Source organism: Paenibacillus sp. J22TS3 (assembly GCF_018403205.1).
Lineage (GTDB): Bacteria > Bacillota > Bacilli > Paenibacillales > Paenibacillaceae > Fontibacillus > Fontibacillus tuaregi.
The window spans coordinates 1-23,400 of record NZ_BOSF01000009.1; the positions used below are offsets into that span (position 1 = coordinate 1).

Consider the following 23,400-nt stretch of genomic DNA (forward strand, 5'->3'; position numbering starts at 1 on the left):
TTTCCAATTTTACCACAAAAGTTCTTTCTGTATAAAATGAACTTTAGAAGATACCGATCTCATTGGAGAGGACAAGTGACTCTGAAGAAGCTAAGCGTCCGCCTTTGTCTTTCGAAATGCCTCTACTTGGGTATCTAGTTCAAGCATTTCGGAGACAGCAGGGGTCGTAAGAACCCTCGGCATCGCAGCGCCTCTAATGGGTAACCTTCATAAGTTCATTTTATATAGAATCTATAAATTTAATGGGTTCCCGTCCCCCTACTGCCCCACCCGGCTCCGGTAGCTTCTTGGCGAAATGCCCGTAATTCTCTTGAATACTCTGGAGAAATAGAACGTATCTTTGTAACCGAGCGATTCCCCGATTTCCTTCACAGACAGATCCGTGTTGAGCAGGATGTTCTTGGCCTCCCCAACCTTCAGCTGATGCAGATATTCATTTAAGGGGTAGCCTGTATACTCATGCACGATTCTTCGCAGAGTCGAGACCGAAATATGATGCCTTGCCGCAAGGGCCGCAGGCTCCTGGATAATATGCAAGGAGCTGGCCAGGTCCTCAATCACCTTAATCACGAGGCTGCCCCGGCTGCCTGCATGGGTGCGGTCGCTTTGAGTCGCAAGCTCATACATGAAGGATTCAATCATCAGGGAGGCACGATCCAGATTGCTCGGCATTCCGCTTTCAATCAGCATGAAGGCCACCTCCATTTTATGAATGAAGGTCTCATCAATGACAGCCTTATTCACGTAAGCCGGATGAGGCAGCCAATTTTCTATCCATTCGGTGAGCCTGGACCCATCCAAGCTATAATAATACTCATCCCAATAACCGCCCTGATCCGGTCCATAGTTAAACACCGCGCCTGGATACAAGCAGAACCAGCTTCCCGCCTCCACCCGCTGCACCTCACCTTCGTTGACCTGATAAAATCCAGCCCCCGCAGTGATCATCACAAAAGCCCAATTCTCAAATTGGGCATCCCTGCGCTGAGGTGTCCGGCCGGGTAAGTGACCGGCACTTATCACAGTAAGAGACTTCACCTTCCGCTTGCTGGCATCCACAGCCGGATTGAATACCCTAATCGGGTCAGAACTGATCATATAATCCAGATATTTTGTCATCCTGAACATTCTCCCTCTCACAATCAGTGTGCTAAATTGGAATCAATGAATATATAAAACAAATCCGTGCTGCATACATTAGGATTATTGTATCAGAACCCTGCGGACCAAGAAAGGATGTAAGCGCAAACAATGAGTGAACTAAAAATCGGTCTTATCGGCAACGGTTCCATCTCTGAGTGCCACCTGCTCGCCTACCAAGCCAATCCGAAAGTCAAGCTTTGGGCTGTCTGTGACTTGAACGAAGGCAGAGCCAAAGAAACAGCCAAGAAATATGATATTCCTCATGTATATACAGATTACAACGAGCTTCTGGCGAACGCCGAGGTTCAGGCGGTAAGCATATGCACCTGGAACAACTCTCACGCGGAGATCAGCATCGCTGCCCTTGAGGCGGGCAAAAATGTGCTTTGTGAGAAGCCGCTGTGCAAGACGGTGGAAGAGGCGCTTAAGGTAGAAGATGCCGTGCGCCGGACCGGAAAAATGCTTCAGGTCGGATATGTACGCCGTCACGCTTCCAACATTGCGGTACTCAAAAAATTCATCGATGCCGGAGACCTCGGCCAGATTTATTATGCCAAAGCCAGCATGCTGCGCCGTCTCGGCAATCCAGGCGGCTGGTTCGCCGACAAGGAGCGCTCCGGCGGAGGTCCGCTAATTGATATCGGCGTACATGTCATTGATCTCTGCTGGTATCTCATGGGCAGACCAAAGGTTAAATCCGTCAGCGGCAACACATATAGCAAGCTGGGCAACCGCTCCAACATTGAGAATTATGAGTTCTACCAGGCTGCCGATTATGATGCCTCGTTCAATACGGTAGAGGATATGGCCAATGCACTCGTCAGATTCGAGAACGGAGCCTCTCTGCTGGTGGATGTGAGCTTCTCCCTTCATGCGAAGGAGAACTCGGCCCAAGTGAACATTTACGGGGAAAAAGGCGGCGCCGAAATCGAGCCCGAGCTGCTGATCGTGACCGAGCAGCACAATACCATCATCAATGTGGCCCCGCAGATCACGGAACCGGGCTTCAATTTCCAAGGCGCCTTTAATAACGAGATCAATCATTTTGTCGACAGCTGTCTGGGCCTCATCACGACCAACAGTCCAGTGGAAGACGGTGTGGAAATGATCAAGATCCTTAACGGAATTTACCAATCCGCAGCAGAGGGCCGGGAAATTCATTTCTAAATCCGGCGGCAATTTCTAAGAGACCCAAATTCTATTTCAACGCAATAAGGAGGCAGGTGCTTAATGAGTTTTACGAACAAAATCGGTGTCATTGTCGACAGCTTTGGTGTGGGCGTTACAGAAGGTCTTAAGAAAGCCAAAGAAGTTGGCGCAGACGGTGTGCAGATCTATGCCGTATCCGGGGAAATGGACCCGGCGGCCCTCAGTCCCGCCAAACGCAAGGAGCTGCGCAGCTATATTGAGGGATTAGGCCTTGAAATCTCCGCGCTGTGTGGGGATCTCGCCGGACACGGCTTCCAGGACGAAACCGCCAATCCGGAGAAAATCGAGAAATCCAAGCGGATTCTTGATCTGGCTGTGGAGCTTGGAACAAATGTGGTTACCACCCATATCGGAATCGTGCCGGACGACACCAGCAGCCGGATTTACGACTCGATGCAGAGAGCCTGTGAAGAACTCGGTGTCTACGCCAAGAGCATGAACGCCTACTTCGCCATTGAGACCGGCCCGGAGCGCTCCGCTCATCTGAAGAGCTTCCTCGACTCGCTCAGCACCAACGGTGTTTCGGTTAATTTTGACCCAGCCAACATGGTTATGGTCACCGGTGATGATCCGGTTGAGGGTGTGAAGCTGCTTAAAGACTATGTGGTACACACCCATGTGAAGGACGGCAAGCAGCTGCGTCCAGTTGACCCGAGAGATGTATATGGGTTCCTCGGGTATGGAGCCATGAGCCATGAAAAGATTGCGGAAATGGCCGCATCGGGTGCTGCCTTTGAGGAAGTCCCGCTGGGTGAAGGGACGGTAGACTTCCCAGCTTATTTCGCGGCCCTCCAGGAAATCGGCTACAAAGGTTATTTGACCATCGAGCGTGAAGTCGGTGCTAATCCAGAAGAAGACATCCGCAAGGCGGTAGCATTTATCAAGTCATATAAGGGGAAATAGTCATGAAACTGGGAATTAGCTCATACAGCCTGTATCAAGCCTTAGAAGCAGGAGAAATGGATATTTTAGAGATTATGGAATGGGTAGCTGGAATCGGAGCAGAACACATTGAAATTGTTCCGTATGGCTTCACGTTTGAAAATCTGGAGCTGGAAGATCAAATCCGTGAAAAAGCGGCCTCTCTAGGAATCGCAATTTCCAACTATGCCATCGGGGCCAACTTTGTAACAAGCTCCGAGGAAGAATACGAAGCCGAGATCGAGCTGGTCAAGGCTGAGGTGGACCGGGCACACCGGCTTGGCGTCAAGCTCATGCGCCACGATGTCGCTGCCCGGACAGATACCTCTATCGCAAGGTTCAATGAAGACTTGGGACGCGTGGCCGCTGCCTGCCAGCGGATTGCCGACCATGCGAAGCAGTACGGCATCACAACCAGCCTGGAGAATCACGGCTACTATGTTCAGGCCAGTGACCGTGTGCAGTCCGTAGTTCATGCCGTAAACCGCCCCAATTTCAAAACCACCCTTGACGTGGGCAACTTCGTGTGTGTGGACGAGAATCCAATTACGGCGGTGAAGAATAACATTCCTTACGCCTCCATGGTTCATGTCAAAGACTTCTATATCCGCCCGGCCTCCCGCAACCCGGGAGAAGGCTGGTTCCGCAGCGCCGGCGGCTCTTACCTTCGCGGGGCCATTGCCGGACAAGGCGATTTGGACCTGTATGAGATTCTCAGGATCGTGAAGAGCTCTGGCTATGACGGGTACATCTCCATTGAGTATGAAGGCATGGAGGAATGCCGGAAAGGGACCAAGATCGCTTTTGACAATGTTGCACGGATTTGGAATGAGGTTTGATCAAGATGCTAGTAGAGTTGTAGCTTAGTTCAGAAGAGCCTTGAGGCCACCTTGAAGATAGGCCAGATGTCCTTCATTATTTAACGGATAAATTATACGATGACGGAAGCTGGGATCAGACCATTACATTCGAAACAAAATTCATCCTAACGCCAAAACCAATTCAAGAAGGGTGCCCCATAACGGGAGCACCCTTTTTTGGTTACTTATTTATTCTTCCTCAAGTGCTGCAAGCTTATCGCCGCACACCCAAAGTCAGAATTTCGCATGGACCTGCGAGAACAGACAGCCCATTGGCGACATTGCCTGTAAGCGGCTGACCTGCTTCCTCTAAGATCGTCGTTTTGTAAAAATACTGTTGAGGAATCTTGGAGCTCAGCGTGAGCTCAGACTCGTCTTTGCTCATGTTATACCAACGGAGCAGGAGATCGCCGGTGTCCTGATTCATTTTCAGAGAAGAGAAGGCAAGCTGCGCACTCTCCCACTCAAACGGGGTATATACCGGCTCAATTGGCCCGCCATGTACTTCAGTTTGGACTGCTGTCCACGGAATTTGGAACTGGTATGCCTCCGCGTAGGCTCCAGTACTGAGACCGTCTCCAGAGTGAGGAATCAGCTCCAGCTGGGCGGTATGCTCACCAAGGCACTGTGCTTCCGGTGTCGGGAACAATCCCCAATCCCCAAGCTCGCCTACCGAACGAAGCAGCGTGATGGCAATCGTGTTGCGTCCATCGCGCAGCACCTCATATTCATTCAGACCAAGATTGGCAACAGTAAGTCCCGCACCTTCACCGCTGACGTCCACAAATGCCTGCTGATGCTGAGTATTGCTCGGATTCTGCCATTCCGGTGCCGGCTCGTTATCCCGCTGAGCAATTTCAAACATCGAATCTACCTGGTGCACGGATGCAGCCACATCGGTTGGGAACAGAGCGCGAATCCGGTGGTCTTTGGCCGTATTCTGAATAGTGGTGTCGACCCGCAGACCTTTGCCTCCCCGCTCCAAGCTCAGAACGGTACGAAGGCTAACCGTCACAAGGTTGCGGCTTCGCTTAGCCTTCCGTTCAGGATAATACACCAGCTCCCGCTGCTCCTCATCCAGCTGGGCATCCGCCGACTCCGGTATCGCCCACTCATGCTTGATCTCTACACTTGCACGGTATGGTGTGTTCTCAAGCACCGCCATCTGGGCTTGAAGGCCCTTAGTGGTCAGCGGCGTCTCTCCCTCAGGCTGTTTGTACATATATTCATTCCCGATATCCCCGGTGTCCTCGTAAATCCCCAGATCGGTGAAGGTGCGTCCACTAAGCTTGTCATGCAGGCTGAATGAGCCGTCATCCGCAATTTCCACTTTCAGGTTTGCATTCTCCAGAATGCGTCCGCCCTGAAGCAGTGCAGATTCTGACACAGAAGCGGTGTCAGCCCCCTTCAGGTCCTGCTTTCTTACCCAAGCGTATGCTTTAAGTCCGAGGGCCGGAATTTGTTCCGCTTCAAAAGTCAGACTGACCTTGCGGCACATGTACGGCTGGCGGAACTTATCGTCAGGCAGATCATAGCCGAACAACAGGCCCAGATCCTCCACGGAAGCATCCAGCACCCGTCCCTCAGCATCCACCAGCACCCGGCCGGATAAATCCACATTCTTCATACGGCGGGCAGTCTCTTCCAAGCCGTGGCCATCGCGCAGATAGAGGCGGGCGGCATCAATTTCAACACGCACAACGCCCGTCCGGCTCCAACCGCTCGTGTTCATCACAACCAAAGGAAGCGGGTCCTCCCCATAAGCGGAGAAAACTGTCGTATCCACAGCATCCGCAATAACTTGCTTGCTGTCGTCAACGATGGCCTCGGCGACATGGCGGCTTTTATCAAAGCGCGTCACCATCTCACGGTGCACCTCATCCACACTGCATCCGCAGATGCTGTCGTGCGGATGGTTCTGCATCAAGGTTTTCCATGCATAGGTGAACAAATGATGCGGATATTCCTTGCCCAGCACATGGGCGAAGGAGGCAAGCGGTTCAGCTACTTTTTCCAGGATAGCCTGTCCCCTCTGATTCATCTGCTTCAGATAGACCCGGGCGGAAGCCGTATTCACCAGCGTTCCCCATCCGTCGTTGCGCTGACTTCTCAGTTCACCTTGTACGGTGGACAGATTGGATTGGTCAACTGCTTCATCCAGCGCCTTCAAATAATCTGGGAAGTTGGAATGAATAAACTCCGTGTCCGGATACAGCTTCCGGGCGGTCTCAATCGCCTCTGGCAGATCCAATTGAACCGGCTGGTGGTCACACCCATTCATATAAAGCAGTTCGCCAGTAGATGCATATTTCTCCGCATCCGCCAGCTTACGGTCCCAGAACTCGCGGGCTTCCTGTTCATCCACCGGAACTTCGTTTCCGTTGGAGTACCAGTTCGCAAACAGAATGCCAAGCACCTTAGAACCATCCGGCCCTTCCCAGATCAGCTCGGAGAAGGAAGACTCATATTCACCTTCCGATACGGTGTTGTTAAAGCCCGTCGGTTTGACACCGCGTCCGAAAAAGGCGTTGGTAATGCCAGATTGCTGCATAAGCTGCGGCGTTTGACCCGTCAGACCGAAGGTGTCCGGGAAATACCCGATTTTGGCTGGCTGCCCATATCTGGCAGAATCCTGGTGTCCGATCTGCATATTGCGCACGTTCGCTTCAGAACTGGTCAGAAAAGCATCCTGCAAAATGTACCAAGGTCCGATTAGCAATCTTCCGTCTGTAATATGCTTTTGCAGCCGCTGCAGATTCTCCGGCCGTACTTGAAGATAATCCTCAAGAATAATTGTCTGTCCGTCCAGGAAAAAGCTCTTGAATTCACTGCCGCTGTCCAGCTTGTCCAGCAGCGCATCCATCAACTGGACCAGGCGGACATGGTGCTTCTCGTAAGGCAAATACCATTCCCGGTCCCAGTGGGTATGGGAAATGATATGGGCTTTGCGCTGTTTATGGTTTGGGTCCAAGGTGAAGACCTCCTTCAAATTTGTAATTCGATCCCTCCCAAACCCTCCCTTAGCCAAGGGAGGGCCCCAAGGGCTTCGCCCTCTGGACACCCGGAATGGGAATAACGTGGGCGTTACTGAGGCGGAGCTTATCGGCTTGGGATTGTGGATCGCTTGCCGTCCCTTTCGGGACCCGCTTAACTTGCGGTGTTGTTTAGTTACCTGATTCCGTTGGTGGGCGGCGCAGGGTTTGGAGCACCCGGGTAGCTGGCGTGCGGTTAGCCGCTTGCCGCCCCTGCGGGGCCCGCTCTACTGGTGCGCTCCTGCCTGGGGCGTGGGTGCTGCTTTCGAGCGTCTTACTTCTACTGCGTTCGGGGAGGCGCTCTCCCTGCGGGATTGGCATGGCTTGAGTGCGAATCCCCATGAGAGCTGCTTCCAGCGTTTTACTTCTACTGCGTTCGGTGAGGCGCTCTCCCTCCGGGATTCGCTTGGCTTGAGTGCGAATCCTCGTGAGGGCTGCTTCCGAGCGTTTTATTTCTACTGCGTTCGAGGAGGCGCTCTCCCTTCGGGATTCGCTTGGCTTGAGTGCGATTCCCCCGTGAGAGCTGCTTCCCAGCGCTTTACTTCTACTGCGTTTGGGGAGGCGCTCTCCCTCCGGGATTTGCTTGGCTTGAGTGCGAATCCTCGTGGGGCTGCTTCCGAGCGTTTTACTTCTACTGCGTTTGAGGAGGCGCTCATCCTGCGGGATTGGCTTGGCTTGAGTGCGAATCCCCATGAGAGCTGCTTCCAACGTTTTACTTCTACTGCGTTCGGGGAGGCGCTCTCCCTGCGGGATTCGCTTCGCTTGAGTGCGAATCCTCGTGGGGGCCGCTTCCTAGCGCTTTTATTGAGTTACTTGGATCTTGACCTCATCTGGGCGGTATACGCCTAGCAGTACACCGCGGGAATCGACCGCGAAGAGGACCGAGCGCTCCTGCTCCAGCAGGAACGAATAGATGCTGCCGGTATCCGGGTCCTTCACCTCCACCTCGGTGTCGAGTGCATACTCGGACACGAAGGTGAACAAGGCCCCGTCTGCGTAGCTGAGCTTCCGGCCGTAGACGCCGGGAAGCTCGCCGCCGCGCAGCCATTCCAGACCGCGGCCTACTCCGGCGGCCTCGGCGGCGAAGCGGTACAGCGCAGCGATCGTGCTGCTGCGCTCGCTAAGCTCCACGGGCAGCGGGCTCCAGATAAGCCGCCCGCCGCCCGTGCCCAGAGGCACGTTCACGACCGAAGCTCCACCGGAGCTTCCCAGCGCTTCGTGAACGGGTGCCTCTGCGGCCACCTCAGCGATCCGCCGGTGGCCGAACGAGACCGGCAGCGCTTGGCCGTCCAGCACAAGCGCTTCCTCCCTGCGCACGTTGCGCAGCTCGTGCTGCCCGAGCAGTCCGCTCAGGCGGCCGGTTGGACGCCAGTAAGCGTCAATGCCTAGCGGGCCCGTGGCGAGCAGCACGGCCCCGGTCTCCTCGGCGATGCGGATCAGTTGATCCATCGCCGCATCGTCGAAGTTGTGCGCGCTCGGCAGCACAATCAGCTTCGCCGGGTTCTGCAGGAGATCATCCAGATGATACTCCGAGACTCCGCGGAAAGGAATCTTCAGCCTATAGGCCAAGATTCGGGTCAGCTTGGTCGTCGCATCGAACGCCAGCTTCCGGTTGGAGAAATCATTAGAGTAAGGAAAGACCACTGCTGCTTCTTCCAACTTGCGGTCTTTGAACACATCCCGTATGCCTTCAATGAACTGACCGAAGTCATAGGACACATCCGCCTCCGGCTTCTCTGTCCCGTCTGCCCGGAGTGCCCCAATGTGAGACTCATTAGCGTTATCCATGTAGAAATTCGTGTTCCATATCCAATGAATGGCTCCTGCTCCCCCAGTGGACAGCGCGTACGTATATTTCCGCTCCAGCAGGCTCCGAAGCTCCTGTTCGCTTCGCTTCGCCCGTCCGTCTGGAGTCTCTACGTACATGATTCCGGTCTCCTGAACCAGGTTCGGCTTATTCGCTGTTTTGGCGAAGATGCCATCCCACAGCAGATAATCATTCAGCCACCAGGAGTGGACCGTAGTGTAGTCCACCGCCTCCTCATAGAAGAATGGGGATGGACGCTGGGCGCCCAGCGCTTCATCCTGCCCCACGGTCACCATATGGCCTGGGCACAGCTCCTTAATCGTACTGTACAGCTGCTTAGCCCAGCGGTTATGCATTTCCATGGAGAACAGGCAGTAGTCAAGCCAGCGTGTGCCTTTCTTTGCCTTATGCATATCCTGCACATTAAAGTTAATCTCGGCACTCTCCGGAATTTGAGCTGACTGGAAGTCAGGCAGCTGCTCCGGTGTCATATTCCAGCGCTCCTGAAGCACCTCAATCCGGCCGTGCCGGTCTTGAAGCCAGGCCTGATAAGCCTTCTGCTCGAACCGGTCATGACAGGAGCTTGGCCCGTCCGAGAAGATCCGCACGGGATCGAACATCGAGGGTTCATTAATAAGATCCCAATCTACATTCGTTGTGTGCGTATGACGCGATACGATGGAGCGGATAAACCGCTTCTGCGCCTCTACGCTTTGAGGGTCAAGGTACGGGTTGACCCCTTCCCAGGTCTCCGGGGTAAAGGAGAAAAAGGTGAAGGTCACCTGTAAATCATATTTTTTCGCCGTCATAATGAACGCGTCAATCGCGCGCAGCACGTCCTCTGAGACATGCCCATCCACCTGCATCATGTTCCGGTAAGCGGTCCAGATCCCGGTCCGGATCCAATTGATGCCGGCTTTACGCATCTGCGCCATATCCTGATCCCACACCTGTGGATTCGGGAGGAAAAGGAACTTCCGCGCCACATCACTGGTCATGTAGGTCATGCCCACAACCGGCAGGGGGCGTCCGTCTTTGATGAAATAGTCCCGGCCGCTGGTTACAGGCTCACCTTCGGCAAGCAGCTCAGGCGCATGGCCCCAGAAGCCCTGCCGAAGAATCCGCACCTCTCCAGATGTGGATTCAGCCCGGCATTCCACCCGGTAAAATCCGCTCTCAATATCCATTGGGATGGGAAGCCGCACCTGGCGGAATTCCTCATCCGCGGTAAGCTGAGTATGCCCCGACCAGGATAGAGCCGGGCTGCTCTCGTGCTGCACGGTGATGTCGAACTTCCATACTTCCGGCCCTGCTCCAGCTGATGCCGCATCCGAATTGACCCGGCTGCCATTGGCAGTTCCGGCCGCTTGGGCAAGAGATTCTTGATTTGGATTATTCGTTCTCTGATGTGCTCTGTAAGTCTCTACCCCCCTCACTTCTTCAACAGCCTGTAGATTCCGGACAACCTGAATCTGAAGGGTAAGCACAGCCCGTTCCCCCGACTCGTAGGAGGCATAGTTTGGCTTAATCCACATTTCGGTGACGCCCTTGGCCGTGAAGGCAATCCATTTGGCTAACGCCTTTACGCCTCCCTGGGCCCAGAACGCATCCTCCAGAGGAACATTGACAAACAGCCAGCGCGAACCGGCGAATCCGCCAAGTGTGTTCTCCCACAGTACGGCAGGAGCAGCGGTCTCCCGATCGTCCTTCGTCAGACCCTTAAGCAGCGGATAAATCCGTGTGCTCATGGGTCCGGACGAGCCCATCTGATGCGGCAGATCGCTGGTCTTGGTCGTATGCGGCACCAAATTCCAAGTGTTCGAGGTTGGACGGAACAGCGGCTCCAGCCCCTCAAACAAAGGAATTGTATCCAGTGACTTAAGGGAATGAACCCGCGCACTGTCAACCTGAAGTGCTTCGTGGATGTACAGCTCTTGATGGTAGGCTGTCTGTTCCGGTTCAACAACCCAAGCCTCCTGCTCTCTTCTAACCGGATGCTTGAACGGGGCACCCCCGATGCTGATCAGATTGCCACCTCTTCTTAAATATTGGATAATTTCCGGCCAAGCCGACTTCGGGAAATACGGGGCATGCAGGTTCACCAGACATCCGCCTTCCAGCCCGCGAAGAGCTTCAGCCAGCCCCTCCGCACGAACCAACGTGCCCAAATCCTTTAACTCCTGGATAGCGGAGTCATTTCCTTGGACAGCCTTCCCACTTCCGCTTAAGCCAGCCGGCAGACTGGCTCCGGGGAATCCCGGGTCGCAGAGAATGACAATATCTTGTCTCATAGAATCTCTTCCTTCATCGCGGTATAGACGAGCTGGGAGAACAGACTGTTGGACCAGGCGAACCATTTGCGTGTGAAAATCGTTGGATCATCCGCGTGGAAGCCCTCATGCATAAAGCCGGTATCCGCATCCGTTGCCTCCAGAGTCGCAATCATCTCCAGCTTCTCTTCCTTGCTGCTCGCCGTCAGGCCCTGCATCGACAGCGCCATGTGCCAGATGTAGTCCTTAGGGGTATGCGGGCTTCCGATTCCCCTAGCCACCTTGCCCTCGAAATAGAACGGGTTCTCTTTGCTAAGCGCAAAACGTCTTGTATTCTGATAAATTTCATCCTCAGCGCCTACATATCCTAAATAAGGAATAGACATCAATCCTGGTGTGCCTGCGTCATCCATCAGGCAGTAATTCCCGAAGCCGTCAGTCTCATAAGCATAGATCGGTCCGAACTTCGGATGACGGTAAATACCGTACAGTTTGATGCCATGATCCACATCAGCTTCGAGCGCTTTAAGCTCTGCCAGAAAGCCAAGATCACGGTATACCCATTCCGCGAACTCCTGCATCTGACGCAGAGTCACCACAGCAAACATGTTCGCTGGAACGTTGTAATGGAAGTCGCAGGCGTCGTCACTGGATCTAAAGCCGGACCAGATCATTCCGGTATAGTTCACCGGCATACCCATCCCGTTGTTGCGGATGGAATCCTCCGGAATGCCGTTGTTGCGTGTGAACCGGTAAGGAGACAGCTCGAAATGGCGCTGCTCGGTTTTGAACAGATCATAGATAGTCTGCATCGCCTGTCTGAATTCCAGATCAAAGATATCGGTAATTCCAGTTTCCTTCCAGTATTTATAAGCCAGGCGCATAGAGAAGCACAGGGAGTCCAGTTCGAACTTCCGCTCCCATACCCATGGCGACATTTCCGTAATATCCGCTTTGCTCCAGTGCCAGTCATTCGCCAGCTCGTTAAAAGCATTCGCGTACGGATCAATCAGGATATACTTGACGTGACGCTTGATTAGTCCGCCAATAATACGCTGGAGGTCCTTATCTTCTTTGGCAAAAGGAATATAGTGAATCACCTGCTCCACCGAATCTCTGAGCCAGGACGCCGGGATGTCTCCGGTAATGACAAAGGTCGTTCCGTCATCAAGCAGTTTAGTAGTAGTCTCCAATGTATTTGGGAAGCAGTTCTTGAACAGCTGCAGCAGCTTCGGCCGGTGCTTCAGCTTCTCTTCCGCTTCGGCCAGCACATCCTGAATAGCCTTGGGCAGAGTAAGCTCCGGCATTGCGATCTTCGGTAATCTGAATTGTTCCATATGATCTTCACTCCTTGTGGGACTGTTGTTTGACATAAATAGACTTATCCTTACTCTAATGGATGAAAGCATTTTCAAACAGACAAAAAAACTAATATGACATGGACAAATCAAAGAACCTTATGAAGCAAAAGCATGGCACATACGCAAGAATATTATTGTAAGCTGGTCTTAAGCTGGGTTCTGTCAATAATCGGGTTCTGTTAATAATTTGGAAGGAAAGGGAAAAGTGCTATAATTTAAAATGGAACACGGTCACAGATTAGCCCTGTAATAACCATTTGAATTCATATGGAGGATGATCCTAAGAATGCAGACAAGAACTTTAGGCAAAACAGGCTTGCAAGTTTCCGCTTTAGGTTTGGGTTGTATGGGCATGTCGGACTTCTATAGTGGACGGGATGATGAAGAGTCCATTCACACGATCCACCACGCACTTGAGCAGGGGCTAACCTTTCTGGACACAGCTGATATGTACGGGGTCGGCAGAAATGAGGAGCTGGTCGGACGGGCTGTTAAAGGCCGCCGGGATCAAGTTGTTCTAGCTACCAAGTTTGGCAATGTCCGGGCGGCTGACGGGACTATGCTCGGGATTAACGGGCGGCCTGAGTATGTCAGACAAGCCTGTGAAGCCAGTCTGAAGCGGCTCGGTGTGGACCATATCGATTTATATTACCAGCACCGCGTGGACCCGAATACGCCGATTGAGGAAACTGTGGGTGCAATGGCCGATCTGGTGAAGGAAGGGAAAATTCGCTATTTGGGATTATCCGAGGCCTCCGCGCAAACAATCCGCAAAGCGCATGCAGTTCATCCCATTACCGCGCTTCAAACCGAATATTCACTATGGAGCCGTGACGTCGAGGATGAGATCTTGCCGGTATGCCGTGAACTTGGTATTGGATTCGTGCCTTACAGCCCGCTTGGGAGAGGATTTCTTACGGGTCAAATCAAGCGTTTTGAAGATCTGCCGGAGGATGATTATCGTAGAAATTCACCTCGTTTTCAAGGCGAGAACTTTAAGAAAAATTTAGAGCTGGTGGAGCGAATCCGGGAGATTGCCACAGAGAAAGGCTGCCAGCCATCCCAACTCGCGCTTGCCTGGCTGCTGGCCCAGGGAGACGATATTGTTCCCATCCCCGGCACCAAGCGCAGAACCTATTTGGATGAAAATATCGGTGCACTCCGAATTGTGTTGACCGATGAGGATAAAGCAAGAATCGAAGATGTGGCCCCGCGGGGAGCCGCAGCAGGCCAGCGGTATCCTGAAGCATCGATGAAAAGCTTGGACCGCTGAACCCAAGGCGAGTTAGCCGTTCAAGCGCAAAAAGGATAGCCAAAGTTTCCGCCCATAAATTTCGGTGTATGCTGTCAGCTTAGAATTACCGGAGCATATCTGCGATTGGGATATGATTGAGCTGAATTTCAATTGGATTGTATCTACTTATAACAAGTGCCCCAGCCAAGGATAACAGCTATCCCAGGCCGGGGCATTTTAGGTGAATTCAAGAAATTAACTATCGGGCTATCGCAGTCCTTGATCCATTTAAACATTAAAGCATCTAAGCAAACCACGCCGAAAGTCCAGTCCGCGCTGCCCGTCTTCCGTATGCGGTGACCCAAATGACCTTAACAGATTTGAATTAAAGGGTAATAACCGAAGGACGAATTAATACCGCTGAAGCAGGGCTTCCACTTCATCCTCATTCACAGGCCTGCTCAGAAAATAACCTTGAATCAAATCACAGCCGCTATCTTTTAAATACGAAAGCTGTTTATAGGATTCCACGCCTTCTGCAACGACTTCAAGGCCCATTTTGTGCCCGATCGCAATGATCGCTTCGGTTAAAGAACGGTTCTTGTTCTCCTCCGGCAGGTTATCGATGAATGCCTTGTCAATCTTGAGTGTGGAAATGGGTAACTGCTTCAAATAGCTGAGTGAAGAATAGCCGGTTCCGAAATCGTCCAAGGCAATCCGTACCCCAAGGGACTTGAGAATCTCCAGCTTATCGATAATCGGCTCATACGACTCCATAAAGATGGACTCCGTAATCTCCAGCTCTAAAAACTGCGGAGCAAGCCCCGTATCCTCCAGGATATCCAGCACCGTAGTGACGAACTCTTCTTGAACCAGCTGGATCACCGAAATATTCACGGATATCCGGCATTCCGGGTAGCCTTTATCATGCATCGCCTTCATGAAGGCACACGCCGTAATCAAGGCCCACTCCCCGATCGGGATGATTACCCGGCTGTCCTCGGCCACCGGAATAAACAGCCCCGGCGGCACCTTGCCCAGCTCCCGATTATGCCAGCGGAGCAGAGCCTCGAAGCCGTCAATCTGGCCGGTGACCATGTTCATCTGTGGCTGATACTGGAGGATGAATTCATCATGGTCCAGAGCATTCCGTAGATGTTTGTCAATGTTCATCCGCTCCAAAAGCGCCGATTGCATGGTTTTGTCATACATGGTACACAGGCCTTTGCCGGCTTTCTTCGACCTGTACATGGCCACATCCGCATTCTTCAGCAGCTCCTCCGTATCCTGCCCATCTTCAGGGTAACAGGCTACGCCAATGCTGACCGACGCATACAGGTTGCTGGAGTTAATCCGGATCGGCTGTTTGAATTTGCGGATCACATTCTCGGCGATTCCGAGCACAGCGCTCCGGCTCTCGAGCCCCTTAAGAAAATATACAAATTCGTCCCCGCCCAGCCGGAACAAGATCCCCTCGGCTGGCAGCAGTGAGGCCAGTCTTTGACTGACTTGCCGGATCAGCTTGTCTCCGGATTTGTGCCCCAGCGTGTCATTGATGAATTTGAAGTTATCCATATCAATGAAGAATACAGCCGCTTCCCCCTCCGGGCTTCTAAAGAAACGGTCCAGCTCTTCCAGCATAAACAGCCTGTTCGGCAGACCACTTAAGGAATCGTAATAAGCCAGGGTGTGAAGCTCCTCATGAACCTGCTTCATCCGGTGAATATCCGTATTTGAACCCGCCAGACGATAGACTTGGCCCTGTTCATTGAACAACGCCTTGCCCCTCCCGAGATACCAATTATAAATACCATTATCCTGCCTTAAGCGGTATTCAACTTGAAAATGCTCTGTGCGCTGTCTGATATGCCTGAGCGCGGCGGACCTTACCCTGCCCCGGTCCTCCGGATGAATCTTCTGAAACAGCAGCTGCATATTCATTTCAGGCCGGTCGGCAAATCCAAGCATTTCCTTAAGACGTTGGGATAGATACAGATGCCCTTTCTCGTAGTCCATCTCCCATATTCCGTCATTCACGGCGTCGACAATCAGCCGATAGTTTTCTTCACTAGCTTTCAGCTCATTGTAGCTCTGCGTGAGCCGAAGCTCGTAATTCTTCTTCTCCGTGATATCGACCATGGAGCCTGCGAACCTCAGAATACGGCCGTCCGATTGTCTAATGGCTTTGCCCCGCACTTCAAACCAAATGTAATCCCCATTTTTCTTACGCATGCGGTACTCGGTCTTATAGAACGGGGTCAACCCCTTCAAATGCTCATCTCTGGCCTTCGCCACCTTGGGGGCATCCTCCGGATGGATCAAATCCCACCATTTGTCCTGATGTCCGCTAACCTCCCCGGGAGCATAACCCATCCGTTCATACCAGCTGTCCGAGACATAATAATGCCCAAACGGATCCACAGTGTCCCAAATCACGGCATCCGATCCCAGCGCGGCCGCTTCAAAGCGCTTCTCATTAAAGCGCAGACGGCGCAAATAATATCGCAGCACGATGAAGCCAATAGCCAAGAGCAGGACAAACGCGGCTCCGAATAATGCGGCAGGACCAGCCCAGTCCATAATTGCCCCTCCTTTAAGCCAGTTTGCTGTCTACGGAAAACCTGAGTAGATTAGCTTAGATATTGTCCATTTTGCTTACTAAAAAATTCTAAATATAAGTATAACAAATAAACCCTAGTGGGTTTGATTTCTAAATCAGGAATGTGAAAATAAAAGAGTCACTACTCCTTGTGAAAAGAGGTTGATAAGAACCACCGGCCCCGGCTTCAGGAACGACTGGCTTTGAACAGCAAAAGACGGGCTTGTAACCCGCCCGCCTCAGTCTCATTTATTTAAGTTAAACCTGCTCAGGGAGAACAATCCGATATCATGCCGGGTTGTTCCCGTCTCGGCCAGATCGGCCAGGATCTCTCCCACCACACTCGAAAATTTAAAGCCATGTCCAGAGAAGCCTCCAGCAATCCAGACATGGGAATATCCATTATAGCGGTCGATAATGAAGTCCTCGTCCGGAGTCCGCTCGTACTTACAGACCATGCCCCGCTTCAAGGCACCTGCCGCACCGGGGATGTAAGCCTCCAGGGCTTTTCGCAAATCCCCCTCATCGTCTGGATCACTGCCGAACGGCAGATAAGGCTCTCCCGGGCTCCAGACCTTTCCCCCGTCATGGCGTCCGATTTTGAGACCGGTCCCGGCAATATTCGGGAACCCATAATAGCCTCCCTCCGGGGTGTTCAGGGTGAAGCCGGGAAATCTCCCCGCGTCAAACTGTGCTCCTGCGGTCCCGAACCAGCCCACCGTCTTGCGGACAGGTGTAATTGGCAGGGTTACATAGGGCTCCAGCGTCTGAAACCATGCTCCTGCACTAAGAATAACCTTGGCTGCATGAAATACACCCATCTTATCGGTATGTACGGATACGCCTTCGCCCCGCTCTTCCAGCCTTACCACCCGGGTGTTGGCCAGGAGCTCAGCCCCTGCTTCCCCGGCCGCCATGCGGTACGCCGACACACAGCGCTCGCTAAGCAGATAACCCGCGTCCGGCTCATACAGCCCCATATAATCCTCGGGTACCGTAAAACCCGGCCAGCGCTTGTGGATTTCTGCCGCATCCAGATGCTCGATCTGCAGACCGAGCCGCAGAGAATCCTCAAGCCGTTCCCTGTACGAGTACACCTGTGGGGAGCTAAGATTTAACACGCCGGAAGTGACCAGCAGCGTATCTCCGCTCTCCTCCTCCAGCTCATTCCACAGCTCGTGAGCCCGGATCGCCAGAGCTATGTAAGACGGCCCGCCGTGATAGGCATGCCGGATAAGGCGAGTATCACCGTGGTGGCTCCCTTCCTTATGAGGAGGGTCAAAGGCGTCAATCAGCAGGATGCGTATCCCCCGCCTGGCCAGATGAGCCCCGGCACTCATACCCATGGAGCCCGCGCCGACCACAATGACATCAAAGGTCGTTTTGATTTTCTTCCCCTCCCCGGCTCCCTACCTGAAGCGTGCTGAAGCGGTCTACCCCAAGCTTCGCCCACTCCGCCAGAAATTCAGCACTAAGCGGCATGGCCCTTTCGTCCAAGTCAAATGCCGGATGGTGCCATTCCCTGCTGCCGGATGTCCCCATAAACACAAAAAAGCCAGGTATCCGCTTCTGATAATACGCGAAATCCTCGCCCGCCGGCGAAGGCTCCACCTCCACCACAGCCAGCCCCGCATTCTCGGCGGCAGAGGTCGTCAGCTTGGCAAGCGCAGGATCGTTGTGAACGGCCGGCGGCCCCTTCACCCACCTAAGCTCTGCCGTGGTTCCGAGCGCCGCGCTAACGCCGCGCACCACTTCTTCGAACCGGGCCAGCACCCGGGTCCGCACCTCCGGGTCAAATGTCCGGATCGTCCCGTCCAGGACAGCCTTATCCGGGACAACGTTCCACGCTGTACCGCTGTGGAAGCGGGTCACGCTGACCACCGCGCTCTCCAGTGAGCCTACATTCCGGCTGGAGATGGTCTGAAGCGCCGTGACAATGTGCGAAGCGGCCACGATCGGGTCGCGGCCATTCTCCGGCACGGCGGCATGCGTGCCCTGGCCCAGCACCTCGATCACGAAGCCATCCGCCGCGGCCATCAAAGGCCCCGGACGGATGCCCACCGTGCCGACCGGGAGATCCGGCTTGTTGTGCATGCCGAAGATGGCGCTGACCCCATCCAGCGCACCGCTCTCCAGCACTAACTCCGCCCCTTCAGCCCGCTCCTCCGCAGGCTGGAAGACAAGGCGCACGGTGCCAGCCAGTTCGTCCTCCCGCTGCTTAAGCAGGTAGGCGGCTCCGAGCACCGAGGCAGTATGAAAGTCATGTCCGCAGGCATGCATGCGGCCCGGGATTTTAGAGGCATATTCGAGACCAGTCTCCTCCTGAATCGGCAGGGCGTCTATGTCGGCCCGAAGCGCGATGACGGGCCCGCCCCGCAGGCCTCCCACTTCGGCGATAACGCCGGTCTTGAGACCGTAATCCAGGATACGGATTCCAGCCTCGGTCAGCCAGCCCCGGATAGATTCCGTTGTCTTATACTCTTCATGCGAAACCTCCGGATATTCGTGAAGCTGGCGGCGTATGGCAATAAGCTGATCTTCAAGCAGCATGATTAGACCTCCTTGATCGTTCCTTCCGAATGTACGGCAGCTGCCTCCGTAAAAGCCTCCTTAAGCAGCTCATAGGAGCGGACCCGCTTGCTGAAGTCCTGCAGTGCCGTAATAATGATATATTCGGCCACACCGTACCGTTCTCCTACCTCAAGCAGCTTTTGCCTGACGGTTGCTTTGGAACCCTTCGTAACCTCCGCCAGCCGCTCCTCTATAGTGAAGGGCTCCCCGGCCTGCCTGCCGAATTCTTCGGCTTGCTCGAGACTGCCCACGGTCACCTTCCCGCCGCTCTCCAGCGTCACCCGGTACAGCTTCTGTTCGCTGGCCAGACTCTCGGCCTCAGCATCGGTATCCGCCACAATGACAGGCAGCGCGATAATCGGCTGAGGCTTGCTTCCGCCTGCATAATTGAAGGACCGATGATACGCGGCAAAGGCGTCCTCAGCCACTACAGGGTCACTGTTGATGAACAAAGCGAACACATAAGGCATCCCGAGCTCTGCGGCCAGCTCCGCGCTCTGCACACTTGCGCCAAGCAGGTGAATCCGTGCGGGCTGTCCCGGCAGAGGAGTCGCTCTCAGTCCGAAGAGCGGATGCTCCTCACTCAGCCGGTTGTACACATACCCACTGAGCTCCTTAAGCTTATCTGTGAGCGAATCCCCAGCTACCGGATTCCCCTGCTGGAGCGCCCGCGTCGAGCGCGGCAGCCCTCCGGGGGCGCGCCCGATCCCCAAATCCACCCGGCCCGGTGCCAGGGATGCCAGCACATTAAAGTTCTCGGCTACTTTATACGGGCTGTAATGCTGAAGCATAACACCCCCTGAGCCGATACGGATTCGACTCGTCTTGGCTAGCAAGTAGGCGATGAGCACCTCTGGCGAGGAACCCGCTACCTTGTCCCCATCATGATGCTCAGACACCCAGAACCTCTCATAACCCAGCCGTTCGGCGGCCTGGGCCAGCTCCACAGTATGCAAGAACGCTTCCTCCGGTGTCTCGCCTTCAAACACCGGACTTTGATCCAATATACTCAGCTTGATCCCCAATGCTTCTCCCCCGCTTTCCCTTAAGTTAGATATCGTAAGTAAGCTCCGGCGTAATCCGGCTGAGAAATTGCCGGGTCCGCTCCTCTTTGGGAGACCGGAAAATTTCATTTGGCTTTCCTTCCTCCACAATGACCCCGCCGTCCATAAAGACCACGTGGCTGGATACATCCCTGGCGAAGCCCATCTCATGGGTCACCACAATCATGGTGATCCCCTCAGCAGCGATCCTGCGGATCACCGACAACACCTCCCCAACAAGTTCCGGGTCCAGTGCCGATGTCGGCTCATCGAACAAGATCACCTCAGGTTCAAGCGCAAGCGCCCTGGCTATGCCGACCCGCTGCTGCTGTCCGCCCGACAGCTGGCTTGGATACATATCCAGCTTATCGCCAAGCCCTACCTTTTCCAGCACCTGTACGCTCTTCTCCCTCGCCTCCACCTTTCCGAATCCCTGTACAATAACAAGCCCTTCCATGACATTCTCAAGGACGGTCTTGTGCTTGAACAGATTGTAATGCTGGAACACCATGGCGGTCTTCCTGCGGAGTGTCTGGATATCCTGCTTGCCGGGGCGCTTGCAGTCCACCTGATAACCGGAGATTTCGACTTCTCCGCTGTCCGGTTTCTCCAGGAAATTCAGACAGCGAAGCAGGGTCGTTTTGCCGGAGCCGCTTGGCCCCAGAATAACAACTACCTCCCCTTGCTCCACGGATAAATCAATTCCCTTCAGCACTTCCTGCTTGCCAAATTTCTTCGTAATATTACGAACTCTTATCATGCGACACCGCCTCGGTTGAACGTATTGATCTTTCTTTCAATTCGGGCCGTTACCCGTTCAATAATTACGGTTAATCCCCAGAACATCAGAGCCGCCGCAATATAAGCCTCAAAGAACTTCCAATTCGTCGAAGCAATAATATTCGCCCTGGCATTAATCTCCGTAATGGAGACGGTAAAAGCGAGGGTAGTCCCATGCAGCATGCCGATCACCTCGCTGGACAGATTAAGCAGGCTGACCGCCAGCGCCTGCGGCAGAATAATCCGGCGGAACGTCTGGATCGGCGTCATGCCGACCGAATAAGCCGCTTCCACCTGCCCGCGGTCCACCGCCTGGATTCCAGAGCGGATCACCTCGGACATATAAGCTCCGGCTGTGAGCGAGAAGGCAATAAAGACAAAATATACAATTGGAATGGAGGCTGCTGTGTAATCAAAGCCGAACTTTCTGGCCAAGGCATCAATCAGAATCGGCAGCCCGTAATATATCAAAAACAGATGCATCAGCATCGGTGTGCCCCGGATGACCGTCACATAGGCCGAAGCCAGCTGCCGGAGCACAGGCACCCGGTGAATCCGAACCAGCGCTACGGGCAGCGCAATAATGAAGCCGCCAATCAGTGAGACGGCTGTAATAAGCAGCGTCAAGGGCAGTGCCTTGAACAGATCCAGAAATGCCGTCAGGATAAACTGCGGGTCGAGTTGAATAAGCCCTCACCTTCCTTTCCTGTCTGCCTAATGCTCCGGAAGAGCTTGAAGCTGGTTCTGGCCCTGTAATGGTTCTCATGTCTGTGAAGCCGCCGCTCCGCCAAGAGGAACAGCTGCTCCAGGATCATGGCGATCACAAAATAAATCAGCGACAGGGCGATATAGGTTTCAAAAAAATGCATCGTTGTACTTCCCAGCGTCTGCGCTTTGCCGCTGATATCCATGGTCCCCAGCGTATAAGCCAGCGAGGTCTCCTTCAGATTCGCCAGTACCTTATTGGCGAAATTAGGCACAGAGACAGCCAGAGCCTGCGGCAGCATAATCCGCCGGAAGGCCTGAACCTTGGTCATGCCCACCGAATAAGCGGCCTCCATCTGTCCGCGGTCCACTGCAGCCACCGCGCCCCGGATAATCTCGCAGATGTATGCTCCGCTGTTCAGCGCATACGTCAATATAACAAAGGCAAGAACAGGTACTCTTGTCACGTCAATGGAGACCAGCTTTAGAACCTCAGGAACCCCGTAATAGATCAGGAACAGCAGAATTAGCACCGGGGTTCCCCGGAAGAAGGAGACGCAGAGCGCGGCCAGGTGCTTAAGCACCGGAACATTATACATGCGGGGCAGAGCCCACAGGAATCCCGCAATCAGCCCGAACCCCACCGACCCTGCGACAATTAACAAGGTAATCTGCACATAGGCAAGCAGCTTGGGAATAAAATCAAATACATACACGATATCAAACGTGTTATCCACGCGACTGATGGCCCCCTTCTTGTCCCCCCTTGCGTTCAGGTAGACTTAGTCTGCTTTCAGCTCCTACTTGTTTTTCGTAAAATCCTCACCCAGCCACTGCACACTCAGCTTGGAGAGAGTTCCGTCCGCTTTAAGCTCCTTAATCGCCTGATCCAGCTTATCCGAGAGCTCCTGCTCATCTTTACGCAGAACAAACAGCACATCAGACTGGGTCAGCGCTTCCCCGACAGTCTTGAGCTTGTCGCCATTTGGCATGTACTTGAGCGCAAAGTCGGTGCTGACCGTGCCCGCCACCCGGCCGGTCAGAATCTGGTTGGTTCTGTCATTGGACGGTGCATTTGTATAGACAATATCAATCGCATTATCATGCTTCTTGTTGTACTCCTGAAGAATATAGGCTTCGTTGCTCGTCGCGGATGTCAGAATCTTCTTGCCCTTGAGGTCATCAATGGACTTGATGTCCGTATTGGTCTTCGGCACAACCACCTTGTTGAGGAAGATGCTGTACGGCTCTTTGTTGAACAAATATTTAGCTTCACGCTCCGGATTCTTCTCCATTTGGTGTGCAACGAAGTCAATCTTTCCGGTCTCCAGACTCAACAGCAGACTGGAAAACTCCATCGTCTTGAATTCAAACTCATACTCCGGAAGCCGCTTATCCAATTCTTTGACCAACTCCACATCATATCCGGTCAGATTTCCGTTCGCATCGATGAAGCACACATTGGGGAACTGGGTTCCTGTTCCTACAATGATCTTCTTGACGTTGCCGCCCTGCGCATTCGCCGTTGCCCCTTTGGAGGCTTCCAGCGTGTCCCCACTGCTGCAGGCTGCCAGCATCCCCGCCAACAATCCAACCACTAGTAACAAACCAACTTTTCTTCTCATAACCTCACCCTCCGAATGTAAGCTCATCTTTAATCTGATAATTCCTATTAAGTTAATAAGATTTATGTTGAGGATTACTTTACACACGTCTATTGCGATCGTCAATCCTTGGAGTAATAGGGTTTTTCTATATGGATATAGAAGAAATAAAACCGCTGAGTGCAGCGGTTTTTTGCCCATCAAAAAATCCCCTCCGGATTAGCCCGGAAGGGATCTTGATTAGCGGCCAGCATGAATTCT

The 23,400-nt window shown here is 53.5% G+C and carries 17 protein-coding genes; 4 read left to right on the forward strand and 13 right to left on the reverse strand.

Annotated features, from left to right (window positions below; translation table 11 throughout):
- Positions 1 to 258 precede the first annotated feature (258 nt).
- Positions 259 to 1,119: a helix-turn-helix domain-containing protein gene (locus KJS63_RS22310; protein WP_068613582.1), complete on the reverse strand. Its 861-nt coding sequence runs from the start codon at positions 1,117 to 1,119 to the stop codon at positions 259 to 261.
- Between the two features lie 132 nt (positions 1,120 to 1,251).
- Here KJS63_RS22310 and KJS63_RS22315 point away from each other — a divergent pair, with 132 nt between their 5' ends.
- The 3 genes from KJS63_RS22315 (at position 1,252) to KJS63_RS22325 (ending at position 4,112) form a co-directional block, all read left to right on the forward strand.
- Positions 1,252 to 2,310: a Gfo/Idh/MocA family protein gene (locus tag KJS63_RS22315; RefSeq protein ID WP_213621139.1), complete on the forward strand. Its 1,059-nt coding sequence runs from the start codon at positions 1,252 to 1,254 to the stop codon at positions 2,308 to 2,310.
- Positions 2,311 to 2,373: 63 nt separating this feature from the next.
- The gene (locus tag KJS63_RS22320; protein WP_213621140.1) at positions 2,374 to 3,255 is read left to right on the forward strand and encodes a sugar phosphate isomerase/epimerase family protein; all 882 of its coding nucleotides are present in this window, start codon (positions 2,374 to 2,376) and stop codon (positions 3,253 to 3,255) included.
- A gap of 2 nt (positions 3,256 to 3,257) precedes the next feature.
- A complete protein-coding gene (locus KJS63_RS22325; protein WP_213621141.1) occupies positions 3,258 to 4,112 on the forward strand; it encodes a sugar phosphate isomerase/epimerase family protein in 855 nt (284 codons plus the stop codon).
- Between the two features lie 235 nt (positions 4,113 to 4,347).
- Here KJS63_RS22325 and KJS63_RS22330 read toward each other — a convergent pair whose 3' ends face one another.
- From KJS63_RS22330 to KJS63_RS22345, 4 genes are all read right to left on the reverse strand, one after another.
- Entirely contained in the window at positions 4,348 to 7,104 is a 2,757-nt protein-coding gene (locus KJS63_RS22330) for an alpha-mannosidase (protein WP_213621142.1), read from the reverse strand.
- 193 nt (positions 7,105 to 7,297) lie between these two features.
- Positions 7,298 to 7,858: a hypothetical protein gene (locus KJS63_RS22335; protein ID WP_213621143.1), complete on the reverse strand. Its 561-nt coding sequence runs from the start codon at positions 7,856 to 7,858 to the stop codon at positions 7,298 to 7,300.
- A gap of 108 nt (positions 7,859 to 7,966) precedes the next feature.
- A complete protein-coding gene (locus KJS63_RS22340; protein ID WP_244862734.1) occupies positions 7,967 to 11,263 on the reverse strand; it encodes an alpha-amylase family protein in 3,297 nt (1,098 codons plus the stop codon).
- Positions 11,260 to 12,579, reverse strand: coding sequence for a glycoside hydrolase family 125 protein (locus tag KJS63_RS22345; RefSeq protein WP_213621144.1), 1,320 nt, complete (start codon positions 12,577 to 12,579; stop codon positions 11,260 to 11,262). Before KJS63_RS22345 ends, KJS63_RS22340 begins: the two co-directional genes overlap by 4 nt.
- Before the next feature lie 310 nt (positions 12,580 to 12,889).
- Here KJS63_RS22345 and KJS63_RS22350 point away from each other — a divergent pair, with 310 nt between their 5' ends.
- Positions 12,890 to 13,876, forward strand: coding sequence for an aldo/keto reductase (locus KJS63_RS22350; RefSeq protein ID WP_213621145.1), 987 nt, complete (start codon positions 12,890 to 12,892; stop codon positions 13,874 to 13,876).
- Between the two features lie 372 nt (positions 13,877 to 14,248).
- On the opposite strand, the gene KJS63_RS22355 is transcribed toward KJS63_RS22350, so the two are convergent.
- The 8 genes from KJS63_RS22355 to KJS63_RS22390 all read right to left on the reverse strand — a co-directional run bounded on the left by KJS63_RS22355 (position 14,249) and on the right by KJS63_RS22390 (position 23,160).
- The gene (locus KJS63_RS22355; RefSeq protein WP_213621146.1) at positions 14,249 to 16,417 is read right to left on the reverse strand and encodes a sensor domain-containing protein; all 2,169 of its coding nucleotides are present in this window, start codon (positions 16,415 to 16,417) and stop codon (positions 14,249 to 14,251) included.
- A gap of 264 nt (positions 16,418 to 16,681) precedes the next feature.
- Positions 16,682 to 17,800, reverse strand: a complete 1,119-nt coding sequence (gene solA, locus KJS63_RS22360) for an N-methyl-L-tryptophan oxidase (protein WP_280520846.1) — start codon at positions 17,798 to 17,800, stop codon at positions 16,682 to 16,684.
- A 7-nt stretch (positions 17,801 to 17,807) separates the two neighbouring features.
- Complete coding sequence (locus KJS63_RS22365; RefSeq protein WP_213621148.1) at positions 17,808 to 18,986, reverse strand: amidohydrolase; 1,179 nt, start codon at positions 18,984 to 18,986, stop codon at positions 17,808 to 17,810.
- Between the two features lie 2 nt (positions 18,987 to 18,988).
- Complete coding sequence (locus KJS63_RS22370; protein ID WP_213621149.1) at positions 18,989 to 20,032, reverse strand: LLM class flavin-dependent oxidoreductase; 1,044 nt, start codon at positions 20,030 to 20,032, stop codon at positions 18,989 to 18,991.
- Positions 20,033 to 20,057: 25 nt separating this feature from the next.
- Entirely contained in the window at positions 20,058 to 20,810 is a 753-nt protein-coding gene (locus KJS63_RS22375) for an amino acid ABC transporter ATP-binding protein (RefSeq protein ID WP_213621150.1), read from the reverse strand.
- A complete protein-coding gene (locus KJS63_RS22380) occupies positions 20,807 to 21,517 on the reverse strand; it encodes an amino acid ABC transporter permease (protein ID WP_213621290.1) in 711 nt (236 codons plus the stop codon). The genes KJS63_RS22375 and KJS63_RS22380 overlap by 4 nt, the downstream gene beginning before the upstream one ends.
- Positions 21,490 to 22,272 carry an amino acid ABC transporter permease gene (locus KJS63_RS22385; RefSeq protein ID WP_213621151.1) on the reverse strand — a complete coding sequence of 261 codons (783 nt, stop codon included), beginning with the start codon at positions 22,270 to 22,272 and terminating at the stop codon, positions 21,490 to 21,492. The genes KJS63_RS22380 and KJS63_RS22385 overlap by 28 nt, the downstream gene beginning before the upstream one ends.
- Before the next feature lie 63 nt (positions 22,273 to 22,335).
- Positions 22,336 to 23,160: a transporter substrate-binding domain-containing protein gene (locus KJS63_RS22390; protein WP_213621152.1), complete on the reverse strand. Its 825-nt coding sequence runs from the start codon at positions 23,158 to 23,160 to the stop codon at positions 22,336 to 22,338.
- Positions 23,161 to 23,400 lie beyond the last annotated feature (240 nt).

Bases quoted from the DNA above. Each gene is read 5' to 3' on its own strand.
- KJS63_RS22315 (WP_213621139.1), top strand. From the start codon at position 1,252: ATGAGTGAACTAAAAATCGGTCTTATCGGCAACGGTTCCATCTCTGAG.
- KJS63_RS22375 (WP_213621150.1), bottom strand. From the start codon at position 20,810: ATGATAAGAGTTCGTAATATTACGAAGAAATTTGGCAAGCAGGAAGTG.
- KJS63_RS22310 (WP_068613582.1), bottom strand. From the start codon at position 1,119: ATGACAAAATATCTGGATTATATGATCAGTTCTGACCCGATTAGGGTA.
- KJS63_RS22350 (WP_213621145.1), top strand. From the start codon at position 12,890: ATGCAGACAAGAACTTTAGGCAAAACAGGCTTGCAAGTTTCCGCTTTA.
- KJS63_RS22365 (WP_213621148.1), bottom strand. From the start codon at position 18,986: ATGCTGCTTGAAGATCAGCTTATTGCCATACGCCGCCAGCTTCACGAA.
- KJS63_RS22345 (WP_213621144.1), bottom strand. From the start codon at position 12,579: ATGGAACAATTCAGATTACCGAAGATCGCAATGCCGGAGCTTACTCTG.
- KJS63_RS22340 (WP_244862734.1), bottom strand. From the start codon at position 11,263: ATGAGACAAGATATTGTCATTCTCTGCGACCCGGGATTCCCCGGAGCC.
- KJS63_RS22355 (WP_213621146.1), bottom strand. From the start codon at position 16,417: ATGGACTGGGCTGGTCCTGCCGCATTATTCGGAGCCGCGTTTGTCCTG.
- KJS63_RS22390 (WP_213621152.1), bottom strand. From the start codon at position 23,160: ATGAGAAGAAAAGTTGGTTTGTTACTAGTGGTTGGATTGTTGGCGGGG.
- KJS63_RS22320 (WP_213621140.1), top strand. From the start codon at position 2,374: ATGAGTTTTACGAACAAAATCGGTGTCATTGTCGACAGCTTTGGTGTG.
- KJS63_RS22325 (WP_213621141.1), top strand. From the start codon at position 3,258: ATGAAACTGGGAATTAGCTCATACAGCCTGTATCAAGCCTTAGAAGCA.
- KJS63_RS22335 (WP_213621143.1), bottom strand. From the start codon at position 7,858: ATGGGGATTCGCACTCAAGCCAAGCCAATCCCGCAGGATGAGCGCCTC.